Genomic DNA, 18,688 nt, shown 5'->3' with positions numbered 1-18,688 from the left:
TGACAGTGCCGTTCGCGCGAAATTATGTTGCCTGAGCCACAAAATCCGGACCGGCTTCGACGACGAAGAGGCCGGTTTTGTTGCCAGCAAGGATAAAACACATGACCGACGTGGACACCGGGTTCGCCGGCCCCGCCCAGCGCGTGGTCCGGCCCACCCCCGGCGAACGTTCTTCCGGACCGGCCTACCGGCAGCAGTCCGTGTCGGCCGACCGGCCCCGGACCGCTTACCCGCCGGCCCAGCGGACCTCCGGCGAGCCCCGGCCCGTGCGCGCTTCCGGCGCCATCGGGCTGTGGGCGTCGCTGCCGCGCGAGCTGGCGATCCGCTTCAAGCCGCGGGTCGACCCGCTGGCCAGGGCCATCCTGCAGGAAGTCCAGCGCGCGGTGCCCGAATACCGCCAGCCGCTCGAAGGCGCGTTCGGGCACATCATCACGCAGGGTGTCCGGCAGGCGATCATCCAGTGCCTCGACAGTGTCGGCACGCCCGGTGCCGTGCCGCTCGAGACGTGGACGACCGTGTTCCGCAACCTCGGCAAGATCGAGTTCAACGAGGGCCGCAGCCTCGACTGCCTGCAGACGGCCTACCGGGTCGGCGGGCGCGTCGCGTGGCGGCACATCTCGGAGTTCGGCCAGGCCGCGGGCCTCGGCGCGGACATGCTGTGCACCAGCGCCGAAGCGATCTTCGCCTACGTCGACGAGATCTCCGCCCTCTCGATCGAGGGCTACACGGCGGCGCAGACCCGCGCCGCGGGCACCCGGGCGCGGCGCCGGAGACGGTTGCTCGAACTGCTCCTCGCCGACCCGCCGTCCGCCCCGCAGACCATCACCGCGCAGGCCGCGACCGCGCAGTGGACGCTGCCGTCGGAGGTCACGGTCGTCGCCCTCGAACCCCGCGCCGACCAGCACAGCCTCGCCGCGCCGGACCTGCACTCCGACGTCCTCGTCGACCTCGAAGGCGGCGAGCCGTGCCTGGTCACCGGCGACCCGGAGAAGCACCTGAAGAACCTCACCGAGCGGCTGCAGGGCTGGCGCGCGGTGATCGGCCCGACCGTGCGGCTCACCGACGCGCCGCGGTCACTGCTGTGGGCGCGCCGGACGTTGAAGCTCGTCCAGCGCGGCGTCCTGCCGGACGCGGCCCTGACGCGCTGCACCGACCACCTGTCCACGCTGTGGCTGCTCTCGGACGAGTTCCTGGTGCGCGAACTGTGCATGCGCAGCCTGGAGCCGTTCCGCGACCTCACGCCGAAGCAGCGCGCGCGGCTCGGCGAGACACTGCTGATCTGGCTGCAGTCCCGCGGCAGCGCGCCCGAAATCGCGAAGAAGCTCAAGGTGCACCCGCAGACCGTGCGGTACCGGATGCACCAGCTCGTCGACCTGTTCGGCGACCGGCTCAACAACGCCGACGACCGGCTCGACATGGAGATCGCGCTGCGCGCGGAGGCTCTGCTCGGCTCCTGACCCGACTCGACGATGAGGTGGGCGATGACGGGAGCACCCGTCGAAACGGCCTTCGGGCCGATGCTGGGCGGCGACGGCCGGCCGGGCCAGTTGTGGGCCCTGCTCCCCCGCGAGCTGGCCGCGGTGTTCCGGCCGCGGATGCTGGACGTCGCCGACGAGGTGCTGCGCGAGATCCAGCGGACCATCCCGGACTACGCGCGGCCGCTCGACGGCGCGTTCGGCAAGGCGCTGCGGGCGGGCGTGCAGGCGGCGATCCTGCAGTTCATCGACCGGATCGCCGCGTCCGGGCCGATCCCGGACTCGCGGCGGAAGGTGTTCGTCGGGCTGGGGGTCCACGAGCTCGCGCAGGGTCGCAACCTCGACGTGCTGCAGGCGGCCTACCGGGTCGGCGCGCGCGTCACGTGGCGGCGGATGGCCGAGGTGGGGACGCGGGCGGGCGTGCCGTCGGCGACCCTGTGCCTGCTGGCCGAGGCCATCTTCGCCTACATCGACGAACTGTCGGCGTTGTCGATCGAAGGGCACGCGGCCGCGCAGGCCCGGGCCGCGGGCGCGCTGGAACGGCGTCGCCGTCGACTGCTGGACCTGCTGCTGGCGGACCCGCCGTCCCCGTCCCGGACGGTCCAGGAAGCCGCGACGGCCGCGGACTGGCCGTTGCCGCACCGGGTGGTGGCGGTGGCGCTGGACGGGCAGGCGGACGTCACGGGGCTGGGTGCGCTGGAGGACTTCGAAGACGGGACCCCGCGGCTGCTGCTGCCGGCGCCCGCCGAGCGTTCGTCGCTGGCCACGGCCTTGGCGGGACACCGGGCGGTGGTCGGCCCGCCGGTGCCGCCACGCCAGGCGGCCCGTTCGCTGGCGACGGCGCAGGAAACGTTGCGCCTGGTGGCCGACGTCCTCCCGGACGAGCCCCTGACCTGGTGCGAAGACCACCTCGCCACGCTCTGGCTGCGCAAGGAGCCGTTCCTGGCGACGGAGGTGTCCCGCCGCCGCCTGGGCCCGCTGACGGCGTTGACCCCGAAGCAGTACAACCGCCTGGCGGGCACGCTGCTGGCCTGGCTGGAGACGTGCGGCAACGTCCGCGAGGTCGCGGACCGCCTGGCGATCCACCCCCAGACCGTCCGGGCCCGGGCCCAAGAGCTGGAAACCCTCTTCGCGGACCACCTCCGTGACCCGGACGACCGCTTCGAGATGATCCTGGCCCTCCGCGCCACCCTGACCTGACCGTGTCGACCCTTCAATCACACGTGATGCCCCTTCAATCACACGTGATGCCTCTCCAATCACGAGTGATGCCCGTTCCCGCACCGCGGGCCGGTGTGCGGCGAGGGGCATCTCACGTGATCAGAGGGGCACCACGTGTGATTGGGAGGGCACCACGTGTGATTGGGAGGGCATCACGGTCAGACCGGGGTGGGGCCGGGGGTGGTGCGGCCGGCGAGTTCGGCCGCGACGTGCCTGGCCAGCACCTCGACGTGCGGTAGGTCCAGCATGGACCGGTGGTCGCCTGGGACGGGCTCGACGTGCAGGTCCGGGCAGGACGACATCCAGGCCGGGTGGACCGCGGAGGCGGGGAACAGCACGACGCGGCCCGCGTACGGCGAGGCGTCGGCCGGCGGATCCGGGTCGACGAGCAGCACGACCTCGACCCGCTCGCCGAGCGCCGTCAGGCGCTGTGCGGTCTCGAACGCCAGCCGTCCGCCCGACGCCCAGCCGGCCAGCCGGTACGGCCCGGACGGCAACCCCTCACGCAGCAACGGAACGCACAAAGCCGGGTCGGCTGCTTCGACGCCGTAGCAAGGGATCCCGCCCAGCAGGTCCAGCAGCGGCCGGTACGCCCCGGGCTCGCCGAACACCACCAGCGGCGCGCCGTCGCCCGAACGCAAGACCCGCAGTGACGGCCCCGTCAGGTCGGCCAGGCTCGCGCCGCGCAGCAGCAACGGCACCGGCAGCACGACGCCCAGTTCGCGCTCGGCCGCGGCCCGGGCACGTGACGCCGTCAGGGAGTCCAGGCCCAGCTCGATCAACGGCACGTCCGGGGGCACCGCGCGGCCGAGCACCTCGGCGAAGACGTCCGCGAGCCGCCGTGGGGGCAGCGACGAGAAGAACGGCCGGTCCGGGAGGGCCGCGACGTCCAGCCGCGCGACGCCGACCGACGGCCGGTCCGCCGCCAGCACCGCGGGCAAGGCGTCCACCACGACGTCCGCGCCCCAGTTCACCGACGTCGCGGGCAGGCCCCGCGACCGCCGCCACGCGGCGAACGCGTCCAGCCACGCGTTCGCGACGGCGTCGGCCGTCCGCCCGGGCGCGCCGAGCAACGCCGCCGCCGAGGAGTACAACAGCCACCAGTCCGGCAGCACGTCCGAAGTCGCCTCGTGCAGCCGGCGCGCGCCGAGGACCTTGGCGCGCCAGAACGACCCGCTGTCGTCGGCCGCGTGCACGATTCCCCGCAGCGGCAGGCCGTCCGCGGTCGCCGCGGCGACGAGCCGCTCCGCGACGCCGGGCTCGGCGATGTCCCCGGCAACGGACACGACGTCCACTTCGGACAGTTCGACACCACCGCCCAGGAGGACGATCCGCGTCGCGCCGTTGTCCGCCAGCCAGCGCGCGGTGGACAACCCGAGCGCACCGGTGATCACGTACGCACCGGGCCCGGCGGAAACCCCGTCGACGAGCGGGACGCGCTCCAGCCGCGCCGCGTACCGGACGTCGTGGCGCCAGCGGACTTCGTCGTCCGGCGCGTCCGAACGCAGCTCGCGCACGAGAACGTCCACATCGGACCGAGCGTCGCAGTCGACGAGGCTCGCCCGCAGATCCGGCCGGTCGAAGGCGAGCACCCGCACGAGGCCGCGCAGGAACACCAGCCCCGGCTCGCCGCTCGACTGCGTGACGAGGTGGAACCGGACGCCGGAGCCGAGCCGCGCGACGACCGAAAGCACGGACAGCAACAGGTCCTGGGCGTCCTCGGGGTCGTGGTACGCGTGCGGTGCCCCGGTGAGGAAGACGACACCGCGGACCGCCCGCCCGGCCAGGAACCCCGGCAGCTCGTCGAGGTCGTCCTGCGGCAGCGAAAGCGCTTCGTCCCCGGCTTCGGCCAGGGCCAGCGCCAGCGCGACGGCCCGGCCGAGCGCGGCCGGGTGTTCGTCGGTGAGCAGCAGCCAAGAACCCGGTTCCCCCGGCGGGCCCGGCGGCAGCGGCACCTCGGGCCAGCTCGTCGCGAACCCGGCGGGCGGACCGCCACCGGGGGCCTGAGCACGGACGTCGCCGAAGTCCACGACGACCTCGCCGTCCGCGGCGACGAGCTGCACCGCCCTGACACCGTCCGTCAGGCAGCGCACGCCGAGACGCGGATCGCCGAGCAACCGGACCCGGCCGAACCCCGTTGGTGACCGTCCATTGAGGACTTCCAGACAGGCGTCCGCCAGCGCCGGGGGCAACGCATAGCCGGGCTCGAAAGGCACTTCGAGCGCAGCCCCCTCAGGCAGCGCGGAAGGCGCGGGATCGGTGTCCGCGGCCACCCAGGCCGTCGCGTGACGCACCCACGCCGCGCCCGCCTTCGCGCGCACCACGGCGGCGCCGTCGGCACGGATCTCCGTGCTGAGCACCGTTTCCCCGGTGACCACGAGGGACCGGTGCACCTCGAGCCCGTCGACCCGGACGCGGCCGGTGCCCAGCACCTCCCGCGCCCCGGCGAGGACCAGTTCGAGAAACCCGGTCGCCGGGAACACCGGCACGCCGTCCACCCGGTGGCACTCGGGCGCGTCCGGCGCGATCGCCGCCTGCCACAGCGACCGGTCTTCCTCCGGCACCTCGACGCGCGTGCCCAGCAGCGGATGGGCGACGGCCCGCCGCGGCGGGTGGAACGTCCGGCGCTCCCACGGCGGGGGTGGCAGGTCGAGCACGGGCGCCTCCGGGTATCGCCGGTCGAGGGCCGCCGGGTGCCCGGCGACGTGCAGCTCGGCGAGCGAGCGTGCGAAAGCGTTTTCTTCACCGTCACGACGGCTGAGCGTGGCCAGCGTCCGAACCCCGGTCCGCTCGGCCACCGGGAGCGCGATCGGGTGCGGCGAGATCTCGACGAACCACCGGTACCCGTCGGCCACCGCCGCGGCGATGGCTTCGGCGAGGGCCGCCGGCCGGTCCGGCGGAAGAATCCGGTAGTCCGCGTCGAAGTCCGGCACCGCACGGGGGTCGTCGAGCCCGCTCGAGTACCAGGCAACCGCGGGCGGCCGGGCGCGGAACGGCGGCGGCTTCGCCCCGACGACGATGTCGAGCCCCGCGCCGACGTCCAGCACGCCCGCGACGACGGCGGCCGCGACCACCCCCGAGGAGTGGCCGACCACGGCGGCGGGCTCGACGCCGTGCGCACGCCACCACTCCGCCAGCGCGACCTGCAGGCCGAACACCAGCGGCGCCACCACGGCGGGATCGCCGAGCGGCCGGCGCAACGCGCCCCGCAGCGAAAACCCGGCCTTGGCCAGGAACACCGGCTCCAGCGCGGCCACCGCCGCCCGGAACTCCGGCTCGGCGCCCAGCATCCGCCGGCCCATCGCCGGCCACTGCGAGCCGTACCCCGGGAAGACGAAGACCGGGCGCGGCAGCCCGCGCCCGGCCGTACCGCGCACAACGTCCACTGTGGTCCCACCTTCGGCCATCGCACGCAGACCCGCGATCAGCGCCCCGCGGGACGACGTCACCACCGCGGCCCGCAACGGCAGCTGGTCGCGCCGCCGGGCGAGCGTCGCCGCGAGGTCGCCCGGCGCGGTGCCGCGTCCCGGCGCGGCCAGCCAGTCCGCCAGATCGCCGGCGCGGCGGCGCAACGCGGTTTCCGACCGGGCCGACACCGTGAAGATCTGCGGCCGGCCGTTCCACCGCGAGCCGGGCGTGGCGGCGAGGGGCTTCGGCCACCCCTCGAGCACGACGTGCGCGTTCGTGCCGCGGGCGCACGCGATCCCCGAGGGCAGCCGGTCGTGCCAGAGCGACCGCACCACTTCGATCAGGCCCAAGATCTCCTGCGCAGCACCGGATCCGCTCACGTCGATGGAGTCCCGCGGGCCGAGTGCGGCCGAACGGCCGATCGCGCTGTCCCGGACCACGGCGAGCACGCGGTCGCCGTCCCGCCGGGCGTCGGCGAGCCGCTTGAGGACCACCACGCCGCACCCCTCGCCGTCGGATGGTGGCGTGAACATCACGTGCGCCCCGGCGGCCAGCACCAGGTCGGCCTCGCCCGCGGCCAGCGCGCGGACGGCCTGGTGCACGGCCGCCAGCGCGGACGCGTCGAGGGTCAGGCTCGGACCGCGCAGGTCGAACCGCTCGGCCACCCCGTCGGCGATGCCCGGCCCGGTCGCGAACCACGCGGGGCCGGTGATGCCGGCGAAGACGCCGGTGCGGCTGCCGCGCAGCGTGCCCGGCGGGAGGCCGGCGTGTTCGAGCGCGGCCCACGTCGTCTCCAGGAGGATCCGCAGCCGCGGGTCCATCGCCGCGGCCTCGGCCGGGCCGACCCCGAAGAACTCGGCGTCGAACGCGCCCGGGCCGGCCACTTCGGGGCGGCCGCCGACGCCGAGCACCGCGACCGGCTCCGCGGGCCGGGCGACCGGCGGGGCCAGGGCCGCGACCAGCGCGGCGATCGACGGGTACCGCCCGAGCAGGCCGAGGTCGGGCTCGCGGCCGAGCAGCTCGCCGAGCTCGGCCGCGACGGTCACCGCGTCCCGGGACGACAGGCCCAGCTCGGCGATCGGGACCCCGGCGTCGACGACCTCCGGCGCGACCCCGGCGAGGCCGGCGAGCCGCTCGGTGAGCCACCGCCGGAGCTCCGCGGGGTCGTTCACGCGGCGGACATCCCGGTCACGCGCCACTTCCCCGCGACGCGTTCGGCCGTGACGCTCAGCTGGGCGGCGCCGGTGCTGTGCTGCCCGTCGCCCCTCGTGCCGGTCTGGTCGAGGAACACCAGCAGCGCCGCGCGGTCGCCGTCGAGCAGTTTCACCCCGGACGCGACGGCGCTCGACGTCACCACGAGCTTCTGGTCGGCCGCCAGCTTGCGGACCTGGCCGAAGAGCTGGTCGTACTGCGCGAGCGCGGGGCCCGTGAGCAGGTCCTTCGCGGCCTGTTCGTTCTTCGCCGGCTGGTCGTAGCGGTAGGAGAAGAGCGTGCCGAGGGCCGCGCTGATCTGCTTCCCGGCCTCCGCCGTGCCCGCGACGTCCGAGAGCGCCGTGTTGTGCGCGACGACGGCGTTGGTGGCCCGCGCCTCGAGCGTGAACCACACGGCGAGCCCCGCCATCACCACGACGATCAACGCGGGCACCCACCGCGCTCGGCGGTTCGGCTTCGCCGGCGGGTCTTCTGCCGGCTCGGGTGCCGGTTCGTGGTGCCGGCCCGCGACCTTCACCAGGCGTTTCTTCGTCGGAACGGTCACGGTGCCTCCCCGGTCGGGACCTGGCCGAGGCCGGTGACGTGCCAGCCGTCCGGCCCGCGCGTCAGGTCGGCCTGGAAGCGGTTGCGCTTGGTCACGGCGTCCCCGCCGTCCGGTGTCACCACGAGCTCGACCGAAGCGATCAGCTTCGCGGTGCCCGCGCCGGTGTCCACTTCGGTCACCGCCGCGTCGGTCACCTTGCCGGTGGTGACGGTCTTCGCCTGCGCGATCCGGTCGAGACTGCCCTGACGGTCCGCGGCCAGCTCGTCGTGCAGGGCGCCACCGGAGAGATCCAGCCAGCGCTGGTACCCCGGCGCCGCCCGGTGGTAGTCCAAAGTGGTCAGTCCGGCTACGGCAGTTCGCCCCGCCCGCAGGGCTTCCTCCCGGACCACGGCCCGCGCGACGCCGTCGTCGTGTGCCGCCTGCCACCACGTGAACCCGGACCACCCGGCCGCGGCGGTCGCCACGACCGCGGCCAGCCACGCGACGATTCTCACGGCCGTCCTCCTGGTGCGTTCTGCGAGCCCTTGACGCCCGTCGGGTCACCCTTCGGCAACGCGCAGCGCGCGGCCGTGTTCAGCGGGCGGACCGAGGTGTCGAGGCCGTCGCGGTAGGGCGTCGTGTATCCGGTGGTGCACGGCGGTGGGTCGAAGAAGGTCAGCGACAGCCCGAAGTGCGCGCCGTCCGGCCGCACCACCGCGGTGCCCGCGGCGACCGCCTGCGGCGCGGTGATCAGCAGCTGCCGGAGCCCGTCCTGGCGGGCCTCGAGGACGTCTGCCGTGGTGAGGAGGTTGGCCAGCAGGACGCCCAGCTGCGGGCCGGAGTCGCGGATCAGCGCGCCGACCTCGTTCGCCGCGGCGGGCACGGCGGGGATGAGGGTCCGCAGGTCGCCGTCGGACTGCTTCAGCGTCGAGGCGAGCAGCTTCGCGTTCGCGCCGAAGCTGCGGATCGCGCCGGCCTGCTGCACCTGGGTGTCGAGCACGACGTGCGCGTCGGTGACGAACCGGGTCAGCGGCGCGACGTGCGCGCTCGCGGCCTGCACGAACTCGATGCCGCGGCCGACGAGCTGGTCCAGCGCCGGGCCGGCGTCGGACGTCGCGTTGTACAGCTCGTCGACGACCGTGCGCAGCGCCGGCTTCGGCACCGAGTCGGCGAAGGTGTCCACTGTCGACAAAACGACGTCGACCGGCAACGGGATCTTCGTGTCGGCCTGCGTGATCACCGACCCGTCGTGCAGCTTCGGCCCGCCGTCGGTACGCGGCCGCAGGTCGACGTACTGCTCGCCGACGGCCGAGCGGTCGGCGACGACGGCTTCGGTGTCGGCCGGGACGGGCGCCGTGCCGGAGTCGATCTCGAGGTCGGCCTCCATCCCGGCGGGGGTCAGCCGCAGCTCGCCGACGCGGCCGATCGGCACCCCGCGGTAGGTCACCTCGGCGTTGGTGAAGATGCCGCCACCGGTCGGGAACTGGGCCGTCACGGTGTAGCCGCGGTCGAAGAAAACTTTGTCGAGACCCGCGTACGTCGCGCCGACGTACGCGACGCCGACCACGGCGATGACGACGAAGATCGTCACCTGCACGCGCACGAACCGGGTCAGCATCAGTGCCCCACCTTGAGGAAGCCGTTGAGGTAGTCGCCGCGGATGGTGTCGAGCGCGGCGTCCGCGAACGGGAAGGTGAAGATCATCTCCATGGCCTTCGGCAGCTTGTCGCCGGAGTCGGCCAGCCGCCGGAGCAGGGGTTCGAGCGCCTTGAGGTCGGCGACGAGGTCGTCCTTGCTCCGGTTCACCGTGTCGACGGCGACCGACGTCAGGCCGTCGAGCGACTTGAGCATCCCGACCAGGGCTTCCTTCTGCTGGTCGAGGACGCTGATGCCGGGGGTGAGGCCGTTGAGCGTCGTGGTGATCTGGCCGGTGTGCGCGTTCAGCGTCTGCGCCAGCTTGTTGACGCTCTCGATGGCCCGCGTGATCTCCGTGCGGTGCCCGTCGAGCCCCTTCACGAAGGCGTCCAAACTGGACAGCAGGCTGCGGGCCGCGGTTTCGCGGCCGCCGAGGGCGGCATTGAGCTGGTGGCTGATGTTCTGGACCTGCGCCACCCCACCGCCGTTGAGCAGCAACGAAAGCGCGCCGAAGACTTCCTCGATCTCCGGGGTCAGCGTGGACCGGTCGAGCGGGATGTTCGCGCCGTCGAGCAGCCGGCCCGACGGCGTCGCGTCGTCCGGCGGGGCCAGTTCGACGAACTTCTCGCCGAGGATGCTCGCCTGCCGCAGCCGCGCGACGGCGTTGCCCGGCAGGTCGACGTCGCCGTTGACGAGCAGGTCGACGAGCGCGCTGTGCCCGTCCGGTGCCAGTTCGACCTTGACGACCTGCCCGACCGGGACGTCGTTGACCTTGACCCCGGACTGCGGCACCAGGTCGAGCACGTTGGTGAAGCTCGCGGTGACGTGGATCGGGTGGTCGCCGAGCGCGGCGCCGCCGGGCAGCGGGATGTCGTAGACGCTCACGCCGCGGCCGCAGCCGGTGGTGACCAGCGCGAGGGTCACCACCGCGGCGAACTTGACCAGGGACTTCATTTCGGCTCCGCGAACTCGAGGAGGTTGCCGCGGCCGTCGATGGTCCCGTTGGCCTGGTCGTAGGCGCCGAGGAGGTTCGTCAGGGCGTTCGGGGCGGCTTGGAGGGCCTCGGAAAGCGAGTCCTTCTGGTCGACCAGCACCTTGGTGACGCCGACGAGCTTGTCCACATCGGACTGGACCTTGCCGCGGTTGTCCTTGATGAAGCCCTGCACGACGCCCAGCGCCTGGGTCAGCTCGGTCAGCGCGCCGGAGAACTGGTCGCGCTGGTCGGCGAGAACCTTGCTCAGCGACGCGATCTGCGAGATGGCCTGCTTCACCTGCCCGTCGTTCGCGGCGAGCATCGCGGTGAACTTGCTGATGTTGTCGACCGAGCTGAACAGGTCGTCCTTCGAGTCGCTTGCCGCCCGGGCGAACTCGCCGAGGTTCTTGATCGCCGTGCCGATGGTCTGCCCGTTTCCGTTCAGGTACTCGGCCGACTTGGTCAGCACCTCGCTGACCGCGCCGTCCTTGTTGGCGCCCTGCGGGCCGAGCGCCGTCATCAGCTGGTTCAGGCTGTGCAGCAGGTCGTCGACCTCGACCGGCGTCGCGGTGCGCTCCCGCGGGATCGACGCGCCGTCGGCCAGCCGCGGCCCACCGCGGTAGACGGGCGTGAGCTGCACGTACCGGTCGGCGACCAGGCTCGGGGTGATGACGACGGCCCCGGCGTCGGCCGGGAGCTGGACGTCGGGCCGCAAGGTCATGGTCACCTTGACGTCGGTGCCGTTCGGCTCCACTTCGGACACCGACCCGATGGCGACACCCAGCACCCGGACGTCGGAGTTCGGGTAGATCCCCACGGCGGCGGCGAAGTACGCGGTCAGCGTGCGTTCGGCGGGTGCGGTGACCACGGGCCAAGCGGCCGAGACGACCAGTGCGAGAAGTACGCCGAGGGTGAGGGCTCGCATCCGCGTGCGCCGTCGTGCCCGGGCTCCCAGGTCGATGAGCTGGTGCGCCATCAGCGTCCCCCGTTCTTGGGCGGCAGGCAGCTGCCCGGCGTGGTGCCGGTGGGGATGAGCCCGCAGATGTAGGTGTCGATCCACCGGCCGTTGCCGACGGCGTTGCCGAGCAACCGGTAGAACGGGCCGGCCAGGCGCAGGCTGTCCTCCAGCTTCCCCTGGTTCTGCTGCAGCACGGTGGCGACGCGGTCGAGCTGGTCGAGCGCCGGGCCGAGTGTCTTCTGGTTGTCGGCGACGAGCCCGCGCAGCTGGATCGCCAGGTCCTTGATGCCGGTGAACAGCTTCGCGATGGCGTCCTTGCGGGCGTTGAGTTCGGTGAGCAGCGTGTTCCCGTCGCGGATCAGCGCCTGGATCTGGTCGGAGCGTTCGCCGAGCGTCTTGGACACTTGGTTGGTGTTCTGGAACAGCTTCACGAGCTCGTCGTCCCGGGACGCAAGCGTTTGCGACAAGGCGGCGATGCCGTCGAACGCGGTGCGCACGTCCTGCGGCGCCGACGCGCCGAGCGTGTCCGACAGCACCCGGAACGCCTGCGCGAGCTGGTTCGTGTCGATCGCCCCGACCGTGCTGGCCAGGTCGTTGAACACCTCGGTGACGTCGTAGGGCGAGCTCGTCCGCTCGACCGGGATCGGCTGGTCCGGGTTCAGCTCGGCGTTGCCGACCGGGTCGAGCACGAGGTTCTTCTGGCCGAGCAGCGTCTTGATCTTGATCGCCGCCGTCGTCCGGTTGCCGACCCAGGTGTCCTTGACCCGGAACAGCACCTCGACGTGGTCACCGGCCAGCCGGACGTCGTTGACCTCGCCGACCTTCACTCCGGCGACGCGGACTTCGTCGTTCGGCTTGAGGCCGGCGGCCTCGTGGAACTCCGCCCTGTACGTCGTGCCGCCGCCGATGATCGGCAGGTCGTCGGAGAAGAACGTCGCGCTGCCGACGAGCGCCATGACCAGCGCCGTCACCGCCCCGACGGCGATCGGGTTGCGGCTGCGGAACGGCTTGATGCGGGGCGGTTTCACCGGCACCTCGCAGCCGTGACGGGGATACCCGGCGGCGGGCCGCCCGGCGCCGGTTTCGCGTCGGTGTCGACCGAGCACAGGTAGAAGTTGGCCCACGAGCCGTAGGAGAAGAGCGTGCCGATGCGGTCGAGCTTCTTCGGCAGGTTGTCGATGAACTGCTGGAACACCGGGGTGTTGTCGGCCAGGTTCTTCGACAGGTCGCCGAGCGCGGTGATGCTGTCCTTGAGCGGCTGACGCCCGTCCTGCAGCAGACCGGCCGTCGCCGTGGTCAGCTCGCCGAGACCGCCGATCGCCTGCCCGATCGGCTTCGCGTCCGCGGCCAGGCCGGTGACCAGCTGCGACGTCGTGTCGACGAGCGCGTCGAACTGGTCGCCCTGGGCGTTCACGGTGTCGAGGACGGTGTTGAGGTTGCCGATCACCTGGCCGATCACGGCGTCCTTGCCGGCCAATGTGGACGTCAGCGAAGCCGTGTGCTGCAACAGGCTTTCGATCGTGCTGCCCTCGCCCTGCAGGACCTGGATGATCTCGAACGACAGCTGGTTGACGTCGGTGGGCGACAGCGCCTGGAAGAGCGGCTTGAAGCCGTTGAACAACGCGGTGAGGTCGAGCGCCGGCCTGGTCCGTTCCAAGGGGATCTGCGCCCCCTCGGCGAGGGTCGGCGACGTGTCGGTGGCGCCCGGGTCGACCGAGAGGTACCGCTGCCCGACGAGGTTGCGGTAGCGGATGGTGACCGAGGCCGACGCCGTCAGCCGGTGCGTGCGGTCGACGGAGAACGCGACGTCGGCCAGCCGGTGTTCGACGACGTGCACGTCGTCGACCTGGCCGATCCGGACGCCGGCCATGCGAACCTCGTCGCCGGGGTTGACGGACGTCGCGTCGGTGAAGCGGGCCGTGTACCCGATGGTCGCGCCGACGCTCGAGTTGGCGATCGTGATCGCCAGGACCCCGGTGGCGACGGCCGTGACCACGAAGAAGATCAGCCCCTTGATCGCGGGGCCCGTGACGCTCCTCATCGGACGGTCACCTCCGTTCCGCGCAACGCCGGTCCGATCAGGACACTGCTCCAGTCCGGCACGTCCCCGAGCGTCGGCTTCAGCACCTCGGCGACGAGCTGCCGTTCCCCCGGTGAGTTCGCCGGGCCGAGGTCGCCGTCGGTCGCCCCCGGTGCCGCCGCTCCGCCGCCGTAGCACTTGGGGCCGCCGGTGGCGTCGTACCGCGGGTTGTCGCGGCCGGGCACGTACTTGGCGCGCGGGTCCTGCACGGTGAGCGTCACGTGCAGGCCCGGCTCGTTCGTGCCCTTGCCGAGGGCCTTCTCCATCAGCGGCTTGAGCCGGTTCACCGCGTCGAACAGGCAGGGGAACTCCGGCGAGTACTTCGCCAGCAGCTCCAGCGACGGACGGCTTTCGACGGAGACGCCGATGATGTTGTCCTTGTTCTTGCGGAGGAAGTCGTTCAGGTGCCCGGTGGCACTCGTGACACTCGTGTAGAGGTTGTCGAGGTCCGCCCGGGTGTCCACAATGGTCTTCGCCGTGGTCGACAGGTCGGTCAGCGCCTGCAGGATGTCCGGCGCGGCGGTCGTGTAGACGTCGGCCGCGTTCGCCAGGCCGGTGATGTCCGCTTTGAACTGCGGCATCAGCGGGTTCACCTGGGCCAGCAGGTCCTGCAGCTTGACGATGCTGTCGCCGATCGGCTCGCCGCGGTTGTCGAGGGCCTGCGAAATCGCGCCGAGCGAGCTGTTCAGCTTCTGCGGCTGGACCGCGCGCAGCAGGGGCAGCAGGTCGCCGAGGACGCGTTCCAGCTCGATCGCGTTCGCCGAGCGGTCCTGCCCGATCACGTCCCCGGCCCGGAGCGTCCCCTGTGGACGGTCCGGCAGCACGAGGTTGACGTACCGTTCGCCGAACACCGTCTTCGGCAGCAGCCGCGCGGAGACGTTCTCGGGCAGCATCCCGATCTTCGCCGGGTCGAGGGCCAGGTCGATCTCGGCACCCGTGCCCGAGCTGCGCACCGCCCGCACCTCCCCGAACGGCACGCCCTTGACCTTGACCTCGGCGGTCGGCGCGAGCTGGTTGCCGACCCGGTCCGCCCGCAGCGTCACCAGCTCGGAGTCGTCGAAGTCCTTGTCGTAGATCGCCACGGCGAGGTAGCCGAGCAGCACCAGCACGCCGAGGAACGCGACCCCGGCGAGCTGTGTCCGCAGCCGGCTCATCCGGACACCTTCACCGTCGTCGTCGCACCCCAGATGGCCAGCGACAGGAACAGGTCGAGCACGCTGATCAGCACGATCGACGTCCGCACGGCCCGGCCGACCGCGACCCCGACCCCGGCCGGCCCGCCGGACGCGCGGTAGCCGTAGAAGCAGTGCGTCAGGATCACGCCGACGCTGAAGACGAGCACCTTGCCGAACGACCACAGGACGTCACCCGGCGGCAGGAACAGCGTGAAGTAGTGGTCGTAGGTGCCGCCGGACTGTCCGAAGAAGACGACCGTGGTCAGCCGCGAGCCGAGGTAGGAGATCAGCAACCCGATGACGTACAACGGGATGATCGCGATGAACCCGGCGACGATCCGCGTGGTGACCAGGTACGGCATGCTCCGCACGGCCATGACTTCGAGCGCGTCGATCTCTTCGGAGATCCGCATCGCGCCGAGCTGCGCGGTGAACCCACTGCCCACAGTGGACGAAAGGGCGAGCCCGGCGACGAGCGGCGCGATCTCGCGCGTGTTGAAGTACGCGGTGAGGAAGCCCGTCATGGCCGAGATGTTGATCTGGTTCAGCGCGCTGAAGCCCTGCAGGCCCACGGTGACGCCGGTGAACACGCACAGCCCGACCATCACGCCGATGGTGCCGCCGATCACCGCGAGCGCGCCGCTGCCGAACGTCACCTCGGCCAGCAGCCGCACCACCTCGCGGAAGTAGCGGGTCACCGCCAGCGGGATCGCCGCGAGCGCGCGGACGTAGAAGAGCAGCTGGTCGCCGAGGTCGAACAGCCGGTCGCCGGGTTTGCCGAGGATGGCCACTCAGGTTCCCTTCGCGGGGACGAGCTGCAGGTACAGCGCGGTCAGCACGGTGTTGACGAAGAACAGCAGCAGGAAGGTGATGACGACGGACTGGTTGACGACGTCGCCGACGCCCTTCGGCCCGCCCTTGGGGTTGAGGCCGCGGTAGGAGGCGACGACCCCGGCGAGGTAGCCGAAGATCACCGCCTTCACCGAGCTGACGACGAGGTCGGGCAGCTGCGCGAGTGCGTTGAAGCTGGCCAGGTACGCACCCGGCGTCCCACCCTGGATGATCACGTTGAAGAAGTAGCCGCCGAGCACGCCGACCACGCTGACCAGGCCGTTCAGCAGCACGGACACGCCGACGGCGGCCTGCACGCGGGGCACGATCAGCCGGTGGATCGGCGAGACGCCGAGCACCTCCATCGCGTCGATCTCCTCGCGGATGCTGCGTGCGCCGAGGTCGGCGCAGATCGCGCTGCCGCCGGCGCCCGCGATGATCAGCGTCGTCACGATCGGGCTCGCCTGCTGCACGACGGCCAGCACGCTCGCCGCGCCGTTGAACTGCTGGGCGCCGATCTGGCTGGTGAGCGAGCCGAGCTGCAGCGAAATCACCGCGCCGAACGGGATCGAGACGAGGATCGCCGGCGTGATGGACACGCTGGCGATGAACCAGAACTGCTGGACGAACTCGCGAACCTGGTACGGGCGGCGGGCCATCGCGAGGACGATGTCGAGGCCCATGGCGCACATGCGGCCGAATTCGCGGAGGCCGTTCGCGGCCCGCTGCTGCACCTGGACCGTCATGCCGTGCACCCGCTGCTGAAGCACCGCAGGGTGAGGTTCGAAACGAACGTGTTGCCCGGCCCCGAAACGAGCCCGGTCAGCAGCCGGCTGACGTCTTCGTGACCGACGCACCCGGCGAACGACGGCGTGGTGAAGGTGGAGGTCACCTTCACCGGCGGGGCCGGCAGCGAAATCGGCACCAGGGCCTTGATGGTCACCGCGGCGGGCTGCGCCGTTCGGCAGTCGCTTCCGACGTCCAGGGCCTTGCCGTCCACTGCGACGTCCGACAGCTTGATGAACACCTTCGCGGTGACGTCGGTGTCGGCGCAGATGTTCGTCTGCGTGGCCTTGCAGTTGGTGTCCTTGCCGGTCTTCACCGTGGCCGTGCCCGTCGCGTCACCGTCCGGGACGATCTCGACCCGGCCCGTGGTGGCCATGAACCGGAACGCGACGAAGTAGCCGTCGGCCGGCGGGATGGCCAGCTTCCCCTTGATGGGCACGGTGCTGGTGAGCCCGCCGAGGGTGCCGTCGAAGGTGCCCGGCGGGAAGGCGATGTCGGAACCGAGCTTGGCGACGTGGCTCGTGGTCGGCTGCTGGGCGTCGCCGAGGGTGAAGCCGAAGGGGATCTCCGTCGCCGCGGCGGGCTGGGACGGCGTCTCGCCGGGCGCGGCTTGCGCCGCCCCCAGCGAGAACGCCGCGAGCACCAGCACGAGGGGCAACGAGAACCGGGTCAGCATCCGAAATACCTCATCGAGGGAGCGGTCCTTTCCGAAGCTACTGACGATTCTCGTTGCGCCACAAGGCTTTTCGTATTCTTGTCACGCGGGTCTGCGTTTCCGCGTGACGAGTTCACTTCTTGGTGAGGGTCACCTCCAGCTTGTTGCCCGGGCCGGAGGTGAGGCCGGTGATGAGCCCGGTCAGGAAGCCGCAGCCGGTGAACCGCGGGATGTCGTAGGTCGCGGTCAGCTTGCCGCCCTTGAGCGGGTCGAACCCGGCCGCCGAGACCAGCGGCACGGCCGCGGGCCTGACCGTGTGGCACGAGTTCGACGTCAGGATCGGGAAGCCGAACACGCGGACCTTGGTGAGCTGGACGTCCATCTGCGCGTTCGCCTTGACCGCGCCGCCGGTCAGCGTGCCGTCGATCGCGCCGACCTGGTCGAGCTTCACGGTCGCCGACGCCGGGATGAAGCCGAGCACGCGGAAGTTCACGTCCGACTTCGGCAGGGCGAGCTGGGCGCCGAACCTGCCGGACGCGGCGTCGAGCTTCGCGTCGAGCGTGCCGGGGCCGAGCGGGAGCGTCGCGTGCAGCTGCTTGAGCGCCGACTTGCCCTTGACCGAGTACTTGACCTCGATGCCGCCCGGCGGCGTGGTCGGCTGGGTCGTCGGCGTGGTCGGTTCGGTGGTGGGCGTCGTCGGGGTGGTCGGCTCCGTCGTCGGCGTGGTCGGCGTCGTGGGCTCGGTGGTCGGAGTGGTCGGCTCGGTCGTCGGAGTCGTCGGCTCCGTGGTCGGGGTCGTGGGCTCCGTCGTGGGAGTCGTCGGAGTCGTGGGTTCCGTCGTCGGGGTCGTCGGCTCCGTGGTCGGGGTCGTCGGCTCCGTCGTCGGAGTCGTCGGAGTCGTCGGAGTCGTCGGCTCCGTGGTCGGGGTGGTGGGTTCCGTTGTCGGCGTGGTCGGCGTCGTCGGCTCAGTGGTCGGAGTCGTGGGTTCCGTCGTTGGGGTCGTGGGCTCGGTCGTGGGAGTCGTCGGGGTCGTCGGCGTGGTGGGGGTGGTCGGCGTCGTCGTGCCGCCCGCCGGCTTGATCTCGAACGTGCCCAGCTGCTGGTTCTGGCCCGGGACCGCGACGCAGTCCGAGGTGAACGTGCCGAGGTCGGTCGGCTGGCCGGCCGCGGTGCGCGGGGTCATCGTGGTGCTGAAGTTCCCGACCGTCACCGACGCGGTGCCGGGGCTCGGGAACGTCACGGCCGGCGCCTTGCCGCTGCTCTTGACGTGGAACGCGCCCGAGGGCGGCACCGGCGTCGAGGCGATGGTCAACGGCAGGTTCAGGTTCAGCGTCTTGTCGACCGGGTACTTGAGCTGGGCCGCGGCCTTGGCCGAACCGTCCAAAGAGGTCGCTCCGACGAGCGCCAGGCCCTCGGTCGCGGTCTCCGGCACGGTGACGTCGACGTCGAAGGTGATCGGGGTCGACGACGCGCCCGCGACGGCGTCGTCGGGCAGGTTGGTGTCGATCTTGACCGCCAGGACCTGGTCGCCGATCAGCGGGAACGGGCAGTTGTAGTTCAGCGTCAGGCTCACCGGCGCGGCCTGGGTCGGCCCCGCCCCGACCAGCGCCACGGTCGCCGCCACACCCGCGACCGTCGCGGCGGCCAGGCCGTAGGCGGGCTTTCTCGACTTCCACGAAAATCTCACGGCTCGTCACCTCGGGGAATGGGGGAATTTCTGCGAAAAGTACCTCCGTGTTTCCACACGGACAAGCGG

The 18,688-nt window shown here is 71.8% G+C and carries 15 protein-coding genes; 2 read left to right on the top strand and 13 right to left on the bottom strand.

What is annotated here, in order from left to right; translation table 11 throughout:
* Window positions 1–266: 266 nt before the first annotated feature.
* Window positions 267–1,457 carry a helix-turn-helix domain-containing protein gene (locus ACYVLJ_RS39185; protein ID WP_460442525.1) on the top strand — a complete coding sequence of 397 codons (1,191 nt, stop codon included), beginning with the start codon at window positions 267–269 and terminating at the stop codon, window positions 1,455–1,457.
* 24 nt (window positions 1,458–1,481) lie between these two features.
* Window positions 1,482–2,675, top strand: coding sequence for a PucR family transcriptional regulator (locus tag ACYVLJ_RS39180; RefSeq protein ID WP_460442454.1), 1,194 nt, complete (start codon window positions 1,482–1,484; stop codon window positions 2,673–2,675).
* 179 nt (window positions 2,676–2,854) lie between these two features.
* On the opposite strand, the gene ACYVLJ_RS39175 is transcribed toward ACYVLJ_RS39180, so the two are convergent.
* The 13 genes from ACYVLJ_RS39175 to ACYVLJ_RS39115 all read right to left on the bottom strand — a co-directional run bounded on the left by ACYVLJ_RS39175 (window position 2,855) and on the right by ACYVLJ_RS39115 (window position 18,619).
* Window positions 2,855–7,276, bottom strand: a complete 4,422-nt coding sequence (locus tag ACYVLJ_RS39175; RefSeq protein ID WP_460442453.1) for an acyltransferase domain-containing protein — start codon at window positions 7,274–7,276, stop codon at window positions 2,855–2,857.
* Window positions 7,273–7,860 carry a hypothetical protein gene (locus ACYVLJ_RS39170; RefSeq protein WP_460442452.1) on the bottom strand — a complete coding sequence of 196 codons (588 nt, stop codon included), beginning with the start codon at window positions 7,858–7,860 and terminating at the stop codon, window positions 7,273–7,275. The genes ACYVLJ_RS39175 and ACYVLJ_RS39170 overlap by 4 nt, the downstream gene beginning before the upstream one ends.
* The gene (locus ACYVLJ_RS39165; protein WP_460442451.1) at window positions 7,857–8,354 is read right to left on the bottom strand and encodes a hypothetical protein; all 498 of its coding nucleotides are present in this window, start codon (window positions 8,352–8,354) and stop codon (window positions 7,857–7,859) included. The genes ACYVLJ_RS39170 and ACYVLJ_RS39165 overlap by 4 nt, the downstream gene beginning before the upstream one ends.
* Window positions 8,351–9,457 (bottom strand): MlaD family protein, encoded by a 1,107-nt coding sequence (locus ACYVLJ_RS39160; RefSeq protein ID WP_460442450.1) that lies wholly within the window; start codon window positions 9,455–9,457, stop codon window positions 8,351–8,353. The genes ACYVLJ_RS39165 and ACYVLJ_RS39160 overlap by 4 nt, the downstream gene beginning before the upstream one ends.
* Complete coding sequence (locus tag ACYVLJ_RS39155; RefSeq protein ID WP_460442449.1) at window positions 9,457–10,428, bottom strand: Mce/MlaD family protein; 972 nt, start codon at window positions 10,426–10,428, stop codon at window positions 9,457–9,459. The genes ACYVLJ_RS39160 and ACYVLJ_RS39155 overlap by 1 nt, the downstream gene beginning before the upstream one ends.
* Complete coding sequence (locus ACYVLJ_RS39150) at window positions 10,425–11,423, bottom strand: Mce/MlaD family protein (protein ID WP_460442448.1); 999 nt, start codon at window positions 11,421–11,423, stop codon at window positions 10,425–10,427. Before ACYVLJ_RS39150 ends, ACYVLJ_RS39155 begins: the two co-directional genes overlap by 4 nt.
* Complete coding sequence (locus tag ACYVLJ_RS39145) at window positions 11,423–12,433, bottom strand: Mce/MlaD family protein (protein WP_460442447.1); 1,011 nt, start codon at window positions 12,431–12,433, stop codon at window positions 11,423–11,425. The genes ACYVLJ_RS39150 and ACYVLJ_RS39145 overlap by 1 nt, the downstream gene beginning before the upstream one ends.
* Complete coding sequence (locus ACYVLJ_RS39140; RefSeq protein WP_460442446.1) at window positions 12,430–13,446, bottom strand: Mce/MlaD family protein; 1,017 nt, start codon at window positions 13,444–13,446, stop codon at window positions 12,430–12,432. Before ACYVLJ_RS39140 ends, ACYVLJ_RS39145 begins: the two co-directional genes overlap by 4 nt.
* Window positions 13,443–14,639 carry an MCE family protein gene (locus ACYVLJ_RS39135; RefSeq protein WP_451967479.1) on the bottom strand — a complete coding sequence of 399 codons (1,197 nt, stop codon included), beginning with the start codon at window positions 14,637–14,639 and terminating at the stop codon, window positions 13,443–13,445. Before ACYVLJ_RS39135 ends, ACYVLJ_RS39140 begins: the two co-directional genes overlap by 4 nt.
* Window positions 14,636–15,451: an MlaE family ABC transporter permease gene (locus ACYVLJ_RS39130; RefSeq protein WP_451967481.1), complete on the bottom strand. Its 816-nt coding sequence runs from the start codon at window positions 15,449–15,451 to the stop codon at window positions 14,636–14,638. Before ACYVLJ_RS39130 ends, ACYVLJ_RS39135 begins: the two co-directional genes overlap by 4 nt.
* Window positions 15,452–16,237, bottom strand: a complete 786-nt coding sequence (locus tag ACYVLJ_RS39125) for an MlaE family ABC transporter permease (RefSeq protein ID WP_460442445.1) — start codon at window positions 16,235–16,237, stop codon at window positions 15,452–15,454. It abuts the gene before it with no gap.
* A complete protein-coding gene (locus tag ACYVLJ_RS39120) occupies window positions 16,234–16,953 on the bottom strand; it encodes a hypothetical protein (RefSeq protein ID WP_451967485.1) in 720 nt (239 codons plus the stop codon). The genes ACYVLJ_RS39125 and ACYVLJ_RS39120 overlap by 4 nt, the downstream gene beginning before the upstream one ends.
* 112 nt (window positions 16,954–17,065) lie before the next feature.
* Window positions 17,066–18,619 (bottom strand): DUF6801 domain-containing protein, encoded by a 1,554-nt coding sequence (locus ACYVLJ_RS39115; protein ID WP_460442444.1) that lies wholly within the window; start codon window positions 18,617–18,619, stop codon window positions 17,066–17,068.
* Window positions 18,620–18,688 lie beyond the last annotated feature (69 nt).

The sequence above is a fragment of the Amycolatopsis stemonae genome (assembly GCF_054781455.1).
The sequence above is the reverse complement of the archived record's forward strand: the minus strand, read 5'-3'. Positions and strand labels throughout refer to the sequence as shown.

Bases quoted from the DNA above. Each gene is read 5' to 3' on its own strand.
- ACYVLJ_RS39150 (WP_460442448.1), bottom strand. From the start codon at position 11,423: ATGGCGCACCAGCTCATCGACCTGGGAGCCCGGGCACGACGGCGCACG.
- ACYVLJ_RS39140 (WP_460442446.1), bottom strand. From the start codon at position 13,446: ATGAGGAGCGTCACGGGCCCCGCGATCAAGGGGCTGATCTTCTTCGTG.
- ACYVLJ_RS39155 (WP_460442449.1), bottom strand. From the start codon at position 10,428: ATGAAGTCCCTGGTCAAGTTCGCCGCGGTGGTGACCCTCGCGCTGGTC.
- ACYVLJ_RS39135 (WP_451967479.1), bottom strand. From the start codon at position 14,639: ATGAGCCGGCTGCGGACACAGCTCGCCGGGGTCGCGTTCCTCGGCGTG.
- ACYVLJ_RS39125 (WP_460442445.1), bottom strand. From the start codon at position 16,237: ATGACGGTCCAGGTGCAGCAGCGGGCCGCGAACGGCCTCCGCGAATTC.
- ACYVLJ_RS39160 (WP_460442450.1), bottom strand. From the start codon at position 9,457: ATGCTGACCCGGTTCGTGCGCGTGCAGGTGACGATCTTCGTCGTCATC.
- ACYVLJ_RS39120 (WP_451967485.1), bottom strand. From the start codon at position 16,953: ATGCTGACCCGGTTCTCGTTGCCCCTCGTGCTGGTGCTCGCGGCGTTC.
- ACYVLJ_RS39180 (WP_460442454.1), top strand. From the start codon at position 1,482: ATGACGGGAGCACCCGTCGAAACGGCCTTCGGGCCGATGCTGGGCGGC.